This is a genomic window from Nocardia sp. NPDC052112, assembly GCF_040680135.1.
Classification (GTDB): Bacteria; Actinomycetota; Actinomycetes; order Mycobacteriales; family Mycobacteriaceae; genus Nocardia.
The window spans coordinates 31704-44381 of record NZ_JBFAWD010000011.1; the positions used below are offsets into that span (position 1 = coordinate 31704).

Here is a 12678-nt window from a genome sequence, read left to right on the forward strand (position 1 = left end):
ATGTCGTGGACACTGCTCGTCGAACCACAGCTGCAACGTGGCCAACGACATTGGGTGGTCGACCCGGCGCACAGTCGCGCCGAATTCACCGTCGCCAATTTCGGCCGCACCGTCTACGGCCGGGCGCCGATCCGGGAGGGTCGCTTGACCACGGGGCGCGGCGGTACGCCCGAAACCGTCACCGGCACAGTCGATCTAGGTGCGATCGACACCGCGCACGCCCGGCGCGATCGGGATCTGCGTGCCCGCCGCCTGCTCGATCTGGACCGGCATCCGCTGATGACCTTCACCGCCGACCACATCACCGATATGGCCGGTGAATGGCGAGTCGCCGGGACCGCACGGGTGCGCGGGCGGCGGGTCGAACTCGTCTGCACCGTAGCCAAATTCGTCCTCGGTCCCGACGACACCGTCCGCCTGCTCGCCCATGCCGTGCTGGACCGGCGGGAAATCGGTATCCGGGCGCCGGAATTGATGATCGGACGGCATATCGCGATAGAGCTGAATGTGCTATTGCGCCCGGAAGTGACGTCGAATTGACGATCTCCGGCACGGACCGACGAGGGGTCAGTCCGTGCCGGTGTCCAGGTGAGCGTGCCCGAACAGCCGAAGCATAATGTCCGCCAGCATAATTCGCTCCTGCTGACTCAGCGGAGCGAGGATCTCGTCGCGTACTTGTCCCGCCTCCTGCTCGAGGGCCCTCAGCAAGGCCCGACCGGATCTGGTGATCCGCACCGACATGCGACGACGATCGGCCGGATCGCGGGTGCGTTCGACCTGACCGGCACCGGCCAATTCGTCGACGATCTTCGCCACATCGCTCGGATGGATATCGAGCCGAATACCCAGATCGCGCTGCATATGCGGCCCGAAATCGGCGAGTGCGGCGAGTACCGCCATATGCCACAGCCGAAGTCCGCGCGCCGCGAGCCGATCGGCGAACCGGCCGCGCGCGACCTTGCCCACCCGCGACAACAGGTAGATCTCGAGCCCGAGCAGGCTCGGTGGCAGGGCACGCGCGGAATCCATGCGACAAATTATAGGTCGGTGCCTACGATAGGTCTGGACCTACTAATAAGGAGTTGGCGTGGACGCCCTGTACTCGAGACTGCTCGTCACCGGTTTCGCCCAATGCTTCGACTTCTACAACGCCGTCCTTCCCGAGCTCATCGGCGCGAAGCTGATCAAAGGCACCGCGGCCGGTCCCTATGCGAACTGGGATGTCGACGATCAAGCGGTACTGGTGCTCTTCGACCGCACCGCGATGTCCGAAGTCGTCGGGACCACCGATATGCCCGCCACCGCCGCACCAGCGCAGGACGCCGCGATGTTCGTCTGCCGAGTGCCCGATGTCGACGCGGGCCTCGAGCTGTGCCTGCGCAACGGCGCGACCCTGGCCGCCGCCGCGGCCGACCGGCCGCACTGGGGCCCGAATCTGCGCACCGCGCACCTGCGCGACCCGGCGGGCACCCTGATCGAACTCCAGTCCTACTGACCAGCGATGAATTCCGCCCGCGCGCACCGTCGGCACTGATACACGTACACCGACCGGGAGGACCACCATGCAGAAAATCGTCACGAACCTCTGGTACGACACCCAGGCCGAGGAGGCCGCCGAGTTCTACTGTTCGCTGTTCGAGGATTCGAAGATCACCAATGTCGTGCCCTACTCCGAGGCGGGGCCACGCGAAGCCGGGCTCACCATGCTCGTCGATTTCGAACTCAACGGACAGAAGTTCACCGCCATCAACGGCGGCGGCGACTACCACTACACCCACGCCATGTCGCTGCTGGTCAATTGCGACAGCCAAGACGAGGTCGACCGGCTCTGGACGGCGCTGCTCGCCGACGGCGGCCAGCCGATCGAATGCGGTTGGCTCAATGACAAATACGGTGTGCCGTGGCAGATCTGGCCCGTCGAAGCCGACACCCTGCTGGCCGCTACCGACCGCGCGGCCGCGAACCGCGCTATGCAGGCGATGCTCGGAATGCAGAAGATCGACCTGCAGGGCATGCGGGACGCCTACGAAGGCAAGGTCAGCTGATCTGCCAGGAGCCGACCTCGCGGTATCCGGAGTTGTAGATGGCGGAGCCGTCGCCCTCGGTGATCTGGTAGTGCTTCATATTTCCGCCCCAATAGCGCAGGATGCGGCCGAGCTCATCGGCGAGATCGGCCGGCGCCGCCACGCCCTCGGGCAGGACATCCAGATCTACCTCCAGGGTGAATTTCACCCTGAGGAATGTACCGGCGCCCGGTTGGGCGACGGTCGCTTCGCTGTATGTTCCTCCGATCGCCGGGCGGGGCACGGACGTGGAAAGGTATCGTCGGGCGGGAAAATTTCACACACCAACGGGGGCTCGCACCAGCGGGCTGAGAGGACGGCTAGCCCAATTCGGGCGTTCAGGGCCGTCGACCGTATGAACCTGACCGGGTAATGCCGGCGTAGGGAGGATATTCATGGGCACACCTGTCGATTCCGTGACCACCGGTCCGATCGAAGGCAGCGTCAAGCACTACCAGGCGGTCGATGACCTGCGCATTCCGGTGCGTCGGATCAATCTGACCAATGGCGAGCACTTCGACGTCTACGACACCTCGGGCCCGTACACCGACGATAAGGCGTCCGTCGATCTGGAGGCCGGTCTACCGAAGTTGCGCGACGGCTGGGCAAAGCCCGAGGTCGACGGTCCGCGTACCCAGCTGGCCTGGGCGCGGCAGGGTCTCATCACCCCCGAGATGCGCTTCATCGCCGTACGCGAGGGCGTTTCGCCGGAGCTGGTGCGCGACGAGGTCGCCGCGGGTCGCGCGGTCATCCCGGCCAACCACCGGCATCCGGAGCTGGAGCCGACCGTTATCGGCAAGAAGTTCCTGGTGAAGATCAATGCCAATATCGGCAATTCGGCCGTGTCCTCCTCGATCGCGGAGGAGGTGGAGAAGATGGTGTGGGCCACCCGCTGGGGTGCGGACACCATTATGGATCTGTCCACCGGCAAGAACATTCACGAGACGCGCGAATGGATCCTGCGCAATTCGCCAGTCCCGGTCGGCACCGTGCCGATCTATCAGGCGCTGGAGCAGGTGAACGGTGATCCCACCGCGCTCACCTGGGAGATCTACCGCGACACCGTAATCGAGCAGTGCGAGCAGGGCGTGGACTATATGACCGTGCACGCCGGTGTGCTGCTGCGTTACGTGCCGCTGACCGCCAAGCGGGTCACCGGCATCGTCTCGCGTGGCGGATCCATCATGGCCGCATGGTGTCTGGCGCATCATCGGGAGTCGTTCCTGTACACCAACTTCGCCGAACTCTGTGAGATCCTGGCGAAATACGATGTGACCTTCTCCCTCGGCGACGGCCTGCGTCCCGGCTCCATTGCCGATGCCAATGACGAGGCCCAGTTCGCCGAGCTGCGCACCCTCGGTGAGCTGACCAAGATCGCGAAATCGCATGGCGTACAGGTCATGATCGAGGGGCCGGGGCACGTGCCGATGCACAAGATCGTGGAGAACGTGCGGCTGGAAGAGGAACTGTGCGAGGAAGCGCCGTTCTACACCCTCGGCCCGCTCGCCACCGATATCGCACCCGCCTACGACCACATCACCTCGGCCATCGGCGCGGCCATCATCGCCCAGGCGGGCACCGCGATGCTGTGTTATGTCACCCCCAAGGAGCATCTGGGGCTGCCCAACCGGGACGACGTCAAGGTCGGCGTGATCACCTACAAGATCGCCGCGCACGCCGCCGACCTCGCCAAGGGGCATCCGTACGCCCAGGACCGCGATAACGAATTGTCCAAGGCCCGGTTCGAATTCCGCTGGCGCGATCAGTTCGCCCTGTCCCTCGATCCGGACACCGCCCGCGAGTACCACGACGAAACCCTGCCCGCCGAGCCCGCCAAAACCGCGCACTTCTGCTCCATGTGCGGACCGAAGTTCTGCTCCATGCGCATCTCCGCCGATGTGCGGGAATACGCCGCGCGCCAGGGGCTTTCGGAGACCGAGGCGATCGAAGCCGGAATGGCCGAGAAGTCCGCGGAATTCGCCGACCACGGCGCACAGGTGTACCTGCCGGTCGTATCATAAGCAGTCCGCTGAAATGGCGATAGCCCCGGACCAAGGGGTGGTCCGGGGCTTCATTCAGGAAGGTACACGAAGAATCCGCCGCTCAGGAGCGGATTCGCCAAAATTGATGCCGAGTGGTTGCCTGTCCGACATTCGCGCGGGCGATCGGAAAACCGAGGGCGGCGAAGGACTGGCTGCACCATCATGACCACGCTGGCGTTCCCGATGTGGTCGATCCGCTCACCGAGGATCCGCTGCGCTTCATCGCCGCGGTCGATGCTGGTGTTCGAGCCGCCACGCAGTGAGTGCGCCGCTCAGGCGCGATCACGTAACGCATGCCAGACGCGTCCACGGACCTCACCGAGGCCGATGCGCCGCTTCTTCGAACCCGGTGCCGATGCCGTGATGACCACCTCGTCACCGTCCTCGAGAAAGGTCCGGTGCAGACCGTTCACCAGGACAGGTTCCGCCCCGCCCCAGGACAATTCGATGAACGAACCGCGCTGGTCCGACTCCGATCCGGAGATGGTGCCGGAGGCGTAGAGATCGCCGGTGCGCGTGGCGGCGCCGTTCACGGTGAGATGCGCCAGCATCTGCGCCGGTGACCAGTACATCCGGGAATACGGCGGATGCGAGACGGTTTGGCCGTTCCAATGCACGGCCACATCGATATCGAGGCCCCATGGCTGGCTGCCTCGCAGGTAGGGCAGCGGCTTGGGTTCTTGTTTCGGCAGCTGTCTGCGCGCGGTCTCCAAGGCGGCCAGCGGCGTTATCCAGGCCGAGAGCGAGGTCGCGAACGACTTGCCGAGGAACGGCCCGAGCGGCTGGTACTCCCAGGCCTGGATATCGCGCGCGGACCAATCGTTCACCAGCGCAACGCCGAAGACGTGATCGGCGAACTGATCGATATCGATGGGCATACCGAGTTCGGAACCGACCCCGACCACGAATCCGAGCTCGGCCTCGATATCGAGGCGTTGCGACGGGCCGAAATCCGGTGTGCCGGTGGGGGTTCGGCGCTGGCCACGTGGTCGCACGATATCGGTACCGGAGACGACGACGGTGCCGGCCCGTCCGTGATATCCGACCGGCAGATGCCGCCAATTGGGTAGGAGTGGTTCGGCATCGGGACGGAACAGCCTGCCGAGGTTCGTCGCGTGGTCGATGCTGGCGTAGAAATCGACGTAGTCACCGATATCCACCGGCAGCTTCATCCGTACGTCGTGCAGTAGATGCACTGCCTCCGTGGGGATTTCGTCATCTATCAGCTCACGGAGCCTGCTGCGCACCGCATGCCACCGACGTGGCCCCGCCGCCATGAAGGCATTGAGACTCGGCTCGGCGAATACCGGATCCTCCAGTGCAGCGGCGAGATCGATGACCTGCTCGCCGATTCTCGCGCCGACTCGGAAGCTCGCGCCCTCCGGCGCGAAGACACCGTAGGGCAGATTGTCCGGACCGAAGAGGGTGTTGTCGGGAACCTCGATGCGGGTTTTCATGCGGGTCCACGGCGCAGGTTCGCATGCGGTCGCTGATCCGGTTGCCGATGCCCGTCGGACTGCGGTCCGCGACCGGACCAGGTCCACGCATATCCGGGATCCTCGCAGGCCAGCGCGCCTTCGCCGAGTTCGAGCGGTCGGAAGGTGTCGACCATGACCGCGAGTTCGTCGAAGAAATCGATGCCGATACTGCGCTCATAGGCGCCCGGCTGCGGACCGTGCGCATAACCGCCGGGATGGACCGATACCGAACCCGGTCCGATACCGGAACCCCTACGCGCCTCGTAATTTCCGCCGCAGTAGAACATGATCTCGTCGCTGTCGACATTGGAGTGGTAGTACGGCACCGGAATCGACAGCGGGTGATAGTCGACCTTGCGCGGTACGAAATTGCATACCACGAAATTGATCCCCTCGAATGCCTGATGGGCGGGTGGCGGCTGGTGCACCCGGCCGGTAAGCGGTTCGAAATCGGCGATATTGAAGGTGAGCGGATACAGACAGCCGTCCCAGCCGATCACATCGAACGGATGCGTCGCGTAGATCATCCGCGTGCCGACCACCTGGCCGCTCGGGCGATGCTTGACCAGCACTTCGATATCGGTTCCGGTGGCGATCAACGTTTCCCCCGGCCCATGCAGATCCCGCTCGCAGTACGGCGAATGTTCCAGCAGCTGACCGAATTTCGACAGATAGCGCTTCGGCGGGGTGATGTGGCTGGATGCTTCGATCACATATGCGCGCAGCGGTTCCGGGCCGCTGGGCAGCCAGCGGTGCGTGGTCGCGCGCGGGATCAAAACCTGGTCGCCTTGGCGGGCCGGGATGGTGCCGAAGACCGTTTCGACAACGGCCGCACCGGATTCCACGTACACCAGCTCGTCGCCTATCGCATTGCGGTACAGCGGCGAGGCACCCTTGGCGACCACATAGGAGATCCGCACATCCGCATTGCCGAGCAGCAGCCGACGTCCGGTGACGGGATCGGTACCCGCCGGGCTGTCACCGGGAAACAGTCCATGTAGCCGCAGATGTCGATGGCGCAGTGGATGGTTCGGGGTGAGGGTCTGGTCCGGTAGCTCCCATACCGTCGAATCGACGATGGCGGGCGGCAGGCCACGGTGATACAGCAGCGAGGAATCGCCGGAGAAGCCCTCCTCGCCCATCAGCTCTTCGTAATAGAGCCGTCCCCGGTCGTCTCGATGCTGCGTGTGCCGCTTCGGCGGCACCGCTCCCACCTGCCGATAGAACGCCATGACCGCACCTCCGGCTGGACCGCTGGATTTGCCTTCCATCGTAGTGCCGCAGGCGCCGGTAGGGTGCACATTTTGTCGGTTCGCTGCCGACTTCTGCGGCATTTCGCCTAGCGATGGGGCGAAGTGCTGAACAATTGTCAGGCGTGACGCAATGCGCGGTACACGGCCGCCCCGACGAAGGCCCCGAGGCTCTGCGGATCCCAACCGCCCTCGCCCGACAACAGCGTGCGTACCGCACCCTCACCCGCGGACACCCACAGTTCGACCAGCGCCGGCAATTTGCGCTCGGCGTCCTCGGTGCCCCATGCGCGCAGCGTCGGTCGCAGCAGTGTCGTGCAGCGTTCGATGGCGAGCCTGCGTCCGTGCCCGAACGAATTCGCAACGGCCGGATCGGGGTTGGCATACAGCAGGCGCCACGCATCCGGCCGCTCGGCCGCCTTCTCCAGCAGTGCGCGGAAGCCATCGACGAATACGGTCTCGCCCGCGTCGACAGCCCGGGGCGGCAGCACCTCGAGCACTCCGCCGACCAGGAAGCTCTCCTCACGTTGGATGAGCGCCTCGATCAATTCGACGCGATCCGGGAAGCAGGCGTACACCACGGGCCGGGTCACGTTCATCCGCTCGGCGATCGCGGCCATGGTGACTGCCGCGACACCGTGCTCGACGGCGATCGCGAGCGCGGTGTCGAGCACCTGGGGGCGGCGACGCTCCGGGCCCAAATGCTGTGCCCGCTGCCGTGGCGGCACGGCCGTCTCGCTACCCATGGGCACCAAGATATCAGCGTTGTTCGCTGGATCAGCCCTGGTACCGGGCCTGAAGATCAAATTCCTACGTTTATGAACAATAATGCTACATTCGCGAATGAAGTCGCCGGTTCCCGTTCGGATCAATGAGGAGACAGCCATGACCGATACCCTGTTCAACCCGAAGACCTGCGAGTTCGCCGAGTTCGACGCGGAGACCCGCAGACTCCTGCGCGCCACCGTGGAGTGGTTCGAGACCAGGGGTAGGGCGGCGCTGAAACACGACGATCGGGAGCGGATCTGGTATGCCGACTTCCTCGATTTCGTGAAGCGGGAGCGGATATTCGCCACCTTCCTCACCCCGGCGGCCGAGGCCAACGGCGATCCGAACAAGCGCTGGGACACCGGCCGGATCGCGATGATGAGCCAGATCCTCGGCTTCTACGGCATGTCCTACTGGTACGTCTGGCAGGTCACCATTCTCGGACTAGGCCCGATCTGGCAGAGCGAGAACAAGGCCGCCAAGCAAAAGGCCGCCGCGCTGCTGGATTCCGGTGAAATCTTCGCCTTCGGACTCTCCGAGAAGGAGCACGGCGCGGACGTGTATTCCACCGATATGGTCCTCACGCCCGCGCATGGTGGCGGCTATACAGCTTCCGGCAGTAAGCACTACATCGGCAACGGCAATCTGGCGGGCATGGTGTCGGTCTTCGGTCGCCGGGCCGACAAACCGATCATCGACAGTGCGAAGGCACTGGAAAGCAAGCCGACGCAGGAGGATTACGAGGGGTATCTGTTCTTCGTCGCCGATAGCAAACACCGGAACTACAAGTTGCGCCGCAATGTCGTCGACAGCCAGATGTATGTGGCGGCCTTCGATTTGGAGCAGTATCCGGTCGCCGAGGAGGATGTCCTGCATCGCGGCGAACAGGCCTTCCACGCCGCGATGAATACGGTGAACGTCGGCAAATTCAATCTCGGCTTCGGTGCGGTCGGCGCCTGTGAACACGCCTTTTACGAGGCGATCACCCATGCCGAGAACCGAATCCTGTTCGGGCACCGGGTAACCGAATTCCCGCAGGTGCAATCGCTGCTGACCGATTCATACGCCCGGCTGCTCGGCATGAAACTCTACAGCGAACGCGCCATCGACTACCTGCGCTGCGCATCCCCGGACGACCGCCGCTATCTGCTGTTCAACGCGATCGAGAAAATGACCGTGACTCGGCAGGGACAGCGGATCATCGAGGATCTCGCGGATGTCATCGCGGCCCGCGGTTTCGAAAACGATATGTACTTCCCGATGGCGATGCTGGGGCTCTTCGGACTGCCGCGGCTCGAAGGCACGGTCCATGTGAATATGGCACTGTCGCTGAAATTCATGGCCAACTACATGTTCCATCCCGCGGATGCCGGATTGGCGGCGCTGCGTTACCTTCCCGGCGCGGGTATCGCGCCGAAGGGTGCGGTGCGGGCGGTTTCCGGTGCGCTGAGCTGGTCGAGCCGCAAGCTCACCCGGCACGCCGGTGCGGCGGTACCCGAGCTGCGCGCCGAATTCGCCGGTGCCAGTTACGATCCCGTGCCCACGCGCCGCGACCCGGCCGATGACGAATTCCTGTTCCGACAGGGGCCGAGCAGCGGCCTCGGCCGAATCCGCTTCCGCGACTGGCGTCCGGTCTTCGGAAAGTTCGCGCACATACCGAATGTCGCCCTCTTCCTGGAACAGGCCCGCGCATTCCAAACCCTGCTCGCCGCCGCCGCGCCGACCGCGGCACAGCAGCGCGACGTGGACTTCCTCTTCGCCTTGGGAGAACTGTTCACCGCGGTGCCCTATGCCCAGCTGATCCTGGAGCAAGCCGAAATCGAGGGCACCACAATAGATGTGCTGGACCAGATCTTCGACGTCTTCGTCCGCGAATTCTCCAAGAACGCACTGACCCTCCACACCAAGCCCACCGCGACCAAATCCCAACAGACCCGCGCGCTCGACCTCATCCGACGCCCGATCGCCTCGCGTTCGCGTTTCGATCGGGTACTCGCACAGGCACGCGCGCATGCCGGTCGCTACGAGATGAACCCCTGAGACGGTGTTCATGGCGCGGCATGAGGTGCGCGTCTGTGACGTCCGCACTTCGCGCTGCGGGCTGAGACAAGCGCGAGACCAGATAGTGAAGGCGACTCGCCGTCTGGACGGCGATATCCTGAGTTTGTCTCGCGCATGATCCCCGTCGATTGCCAGCGCTCCCATATCGTTAGGACATGACCGCCGTGGCCGAGTCACTCATGACGACCGAGCAGTTCGAAGAACTCGCCCGGACGGCGGACCATATCGCTGAAGGTGTGCGGCTCGAGTTCATCGACGGAAAACTGGTGGTCAAGGCGGTGCCGGACGGCGACCACGGCTGCATGAAGCCGGTCGATGTCAAGTTGGATACCGAGCCATTGCCGGCCTGGGTGCGCTGAGTGGTCTGACCGCTAGTCGGTGAATTCGGCGATCACGGGCGCGTGGTCGCTGGGGCCCTTGCCTTTTCGCTCCTCGCGGTCGACCATCGCGTCCTTGGTGCGGGCGGCGAGCGCGGGGGAGGCGAGGACGAAATCGATGCGCATACCTTCTTTTCGGGGGAAGCGCAGCTGGGTGTAGTCCCAGTAGGTGTAGACGCCGGGGCCGGGGGCGTACGGGCGCATGACATCGGCGAAGCCGGTTTCGACTATGGCGTCGAAGGCGTCGCGTTCCGGTTGGGAGGTATGGGTTTTGTCGGCGAAGAATTCGACGGACCAGACATCGTCGTCGGTGGGCGCGATATTCCAGTCGCCGACCAGTGCGATCTGCGCCTCCGGTTCGGCGGCGAGCCACTGGGCGCCGTTGGCGCGCAGGGCGGCGAGCCATTCCAGTTTGTAGGCGTAGTGCGGGTCCTGCAGGGTGCGGCCATTGGGGACGTACAGGCTCCAGACCCGGACTCCGCCGCAGGTCGCACCGAGTGCGCGCGATTCCACGATCGGGGTGCTGATCAGCGATTCGCCCGCGTCCTTGTCGAAGCCGGGCTGATTCGGGAAGGCGGCCGCCACATCGTCGAGGCCGATGCGTGAGGCGATGGCGACACCGTTCCACTGGTTCAACCCGACGTGGGCGACCTCATAGCCGAGTTCGTCGAAGCGCTCGAACGGGAACTGGTCATCGCGACATTTGGTTTCCTGCATCGCGAGCACATCGATGTCCTGGCGGTCGAGGAAGTCCGCGACCCGGTCGAGGCGGGAGCGGATCGAATTGACGTTCCAGGTCGCGAGACGCACGGATGCCTTCCTTCACAATGGGCTATAAGTCTGTGGTACCACAGGGCTGTTGGTTCAGCGAGAGCCATCCGGCGTGGCATACCGGTAGGTGTGGTGGTCGAGGAAGCCCAGCTCGTGATACATCGCGATGGCCCCGGTGTTCTCGGCCTCGACCTGGAGATATGCGTGGGTGGCCGCACGGTCCGCACCCCAGCGGATCAGCTCCGCGCAGATCAGCGAACCCAGTCCGTGCCGGCGGTGTTCGGCCGCCACCGCGACGCATGTCAAGCCGATCCAGCGGCGGCCGTCCGGTGCGGTGGTGAGTGCGCCGCGGCCGATCGCGATGGGCTGCGGCAATCCGAGCGAGGCGAAGCCGACTTCGCCGTCGTGTACGGCCGTCAGCACCTCCACCACGGGTGGCGTCGAAACCGGCTGTGTCGCGGGATCTTCACCGCTGTAGCGGTGCATCGACAACCAGGCGTCATCGGGGGCGGGCGCGATGCGCACCATCCGTGGCCCCTGCGGCAGTACGAAATTATCGATATCGATCGCCAACATCTGGGTTTCCCGCCGACTCCGCCAACCCGGCGGCAGTGCCGCGAGCCGATCCGGCAGCGCCAGCTGCACCGGCAGGCCGTGCGCGGTATACCACTCGCCGATCCGCTGCAGTGTTTCCGCGCCCAATGCCGCCGGGCCCTCCGAGCTGCCGAGTGGCACAGCGGAATTGGCTCGGTTGGTGTAACCGCTGCCGGCTCGCAACAGCCAGCCATCGATCCAACCCTGTTCGGTACCGGGCCAGCCGTATGCCGCCGCGGCCTCCAGCGCGCGGATCTCTCTGGTGCGAATCGGCCTCGGCCCCAATGCTTTCATGGCGACGACACGATCCACCGCGACCGCGACGATCTGTCCGTCCGCGGCCCGCACGGTGGGCGGATCCAGCGAAACCAGTTCGCCGATCACATCTGTGAGTGGTTGTGGATAGCCCGCTGGCAATCGGTACCGCAGCACCACCCGCCGACCCAATGGGATATCGGGCAATGTCGAATCGCCCGGTGGTGCCGCAGGATCAGTCATCGTGTCCGAACGGATCGGGCACCGTCCCCGGAATCCAGCTGAGTCCCGGTGTGCCCCAACCGTTTCGCTTGATCGCCTTCTTGGCCGCGCGGGCATTGCGCCCGATCAGCACATCCACATAGAGGAAGCCGTCGAGATGTCCGACCTCGTGCTGGAGCATGCGGGCGAAGAAACCCTTGCCCTCGATATCCACCGGCTCGCCGTGCTCATCGGTTCCGGTGACGCGGGCCCATTCGGCGCGCCCGGTGGGGAACTGCTCACCGGGTACCGATAGGCAGCCCTCGTCATTGTCATCGGGATCCGGCATGGTCTCCGGAATCTCCGAGGTCTCCAGCACCGGATTGATCACCGCGCCCTTGCGCCGCACGGCCGAACCCTTCGCATCGATATCCGGGCAGTCGTAGACGAACAGCCGCAGCGGCACGCCGACCTGGTTCGCGGCCAGTCCGACGCCGTTGGCGGCATCGAGCGTCTCGTACATGTCCGCGATCAGCTCGGCCAGTTCCTCCGGCGTCTGGGTGACCTGCTCGGTCGGATTGTGCAGAACCGGGTCACCGACGATCACGATGGGGAGGATTGCCATGGGGCAATTATTGCCGATGGGCTCGCACGGGGCGCAGCCGCCGCGATCGGCCACCCATCGCCGGTGGCCGCGACTCGCTACCGGCCGGTAGCGAACACGCCGCGACGGTGCTGGGGCAATCCCGCGGCCCATGGTTGAATGATCCGCGACGTACAAGCATCATTTTCGTCTGGTGGCTACTCGGCGAGGGAGC

General features: G+C 64.7%; 14 protein-coding genes and 1 riboswitch. Of the genes, 6 read left to right on the forward strand and 8 right to left on the reverse strand.

Annotated features, from left to right (window positions below):
• Positions 1-540 carry a YceI family protein gene (locus AB0L58_RS21915; protein ID WP_364389294.1) on the forward strand — a complete coding sequence of 180 codons (540 nt, stop codon included), beginning with the start codon at positions 1-3 and terminating at the stop codon, positions 538-540.
• Positions 541-567: 27 nt separating this feature from the next.
• Here the strand turns inward: AB0L58_RS21915 and AB0L58_RS21920 are convergent, their stop codons facing one another.
• A complete protein-coding gene (locus AB0L58_RS21920; RefSeq protein ID WP_364389296.1) occupies positions 568-1029 on the reverse strand; it encodes a MarR family transcriptional regulator in 462 nt (153 codons plus the stop codon).
• A gap of 58 nt (positions 1030-1087) precedes the next feature.
• On the opposite strand from AB0L58_RS21920, the gene AB0L58_RS21925 reads away from it, so the two are divergent.
• Together AB0L58_RS21925 and AB0L58_RS21930 are read left to right on the forward strand one after the other, a co-directional pair.
• A complete protein-coding gene (locus AB0L58_RS21925) occupies positions 1088-1495 on the forward strand; it encodes a hypothetical protein (protein WP_364389297.1) in 408 nt (135 codons plus the stop codon).
• A gap of 67 nt (positions 1496-1562) precedes the next feature.
• Positions 1563-2045, forward strand: a complete 483-nt coding sequence (locus AB0L58_RS21930; RefSeq protein WP_364389299.1) for a VOC family protein — start codon at positions 1563-1565, stop codon at positions 2043-2045.
• Here the strand turns inward: AB0L58_RS21930 and AB0L58_RS21935 are convergent.
• Entirely contained in the window at positions 2038-2232 is a 195-nt protein-coding gene (locus AB0L58_RS21935; protein WP_364389300.1) for a hypothetical protein, read from the reverse strand. The two genes, AB0L58_RS21930 and AB0L58_RS21935, sit on opposite strands and share 8 nt — an antisense overlap.
• Before the next feature lie 108 nt (positions 2233-2340).
• Positions 2341-2467, forward strand: a riboswitch (TPP riboswitch).
• On the opposite strand from AB0L58_RS21935, the gene thiC reads away from it, so the two are divergent.
• The gene (thiC, locus tag AB0L58_RS21940) at positions 2459-4084 is read left to right on the forward strand and encodes a phosphomethylpyrimidine synthase ThiC (RefSeq protein WP_364389301.1); all 1626 of its coding nucleotides are present in this window, start codon (positions 2459-2461) and stop codon (positions 4082-4084) included. (Overlaps the previous riboswitch by 9 nt.)
• A 293-nt stretch (positions 4085-4377) precedes the next feature.
• Here the strand turns inward: thiC and fahA are convergent, their stop codons facing one another.
• The 3 genes from fahA to AB0L58_RS21955 all read right to left on the reverse strand — a co-directional run bounded on the left by fahA (position 4378) and on the right by AB0L58_RS21955 (position 7579).
• A complete protein-coding gene (fahA, locus tag AB0L58_RS21945) occupies positions 4378-5562 on the reverse strand; it encodes a fumarylacetoacetase (RefSeq protein WP_364389302.1) in 1185 nt (394 codons plus the stop codon).
• Positions 5559-6815, reverse strand: a complete 1257-nt coding sequence (locus tag AB0L58_RS21950; RefSeq protein WP_364389303.1) for a homogentisate 1,2-dioxygenase domain-containing protein — start codon at positions 6813-6815, stop codon at positions 5559-5561. Before AB0L58_RS21950 ends, fahA begins: the two co-directional genes overlap by 4 nt.
• A gap of 137 nt (positions 6816-6952) precedes the next feature.
• Complete coding sequence (locus AB0L58_RS21955) at positions 6953-7579, reverse strand: TetR/AcrR family transcriptional regulator (protein WP_364389304.1); 627 nt, start codon at positions 7577-7579, stop codon at positions 6953-6955.
• A gap of 139 nt (positions 7580-7718) precedes the next feature.
• Between AB0L58_RS21955 and AB0L58_RS21960 the strand changes: the two genes are divergently transcribed.
• On the forward strand, positions 7719-9641 hold the full coding sequence (locus tag AB0L58_RS21960; RefSeq protein WP_364389305.1) for an acyl-CoA dehydrogenase: 1923 nt from the start codon (positions 7719-7721) through the stop codon (positions 9639-9641).
• Positions 9642-9817: 176 nt separating this feature from the next.
• Positions 9818-10021 carry a hypothetical protein gene (locus AB0L58_RS21965; RefSeq protein ID WP_364389306.1) on the forward strand — a complete coding sequence of 68 codons (204 nt, stop codon included), beginning with the start codon at positions 9818-9820 and terminating at the stop codon, positions 10019-10021.
• Positions 10022-10033: 12 nt separating this feature from the next.
• Here AB0L58_RS21965 and AB0L58_RS21970 read toward each other — a convergent pair whose 3' ends face one another.
• Genes AB0L58_RS21970 through AB0L58_RS21980 form a run of 3 tightly spaced genes read right to left on the reverse strand, consistent with a single transcriptional unit; the run spans position 10034 to position 12485 of the window.
• Entirely contained in the window at positions 10034-10849 is an 816-nt protein-coding gene (locus AB0L58_RS21970) for an exodeoxyribonuclease III (RefSeq protein WP_364389308.1), read from the reverse strand.
• Positions 10850-10903: 54 nt separating this feature from the next.
• Positions 10904-11902, reverse strand: a complete 999-nt coding sequence (locus AB0L58_RS21975; protein ID WP_364389309.1) for a GNAT family N-acetyltransferase — start codon at positions 11900-11902, stop codon at positions 10904-10906.
• The gene (locus AB0L58_RS21980) at positions 11895-12485 is read right to left on the reverse strand and encodes a peptide deformylase (protein ID WP_364389311.1); all 591 of its coding nucleotides are present in this window, start codon (positions 12483-12485) and stop codon (positions 11895-11897) included. The genes AB0L58_RS21975 and AB0L58_RS21980 overlap by 8 nt, the downstream gene beginning before the upstream one ends.
• Positions 12486-12678: the final 193 nt, after the last annotated feature.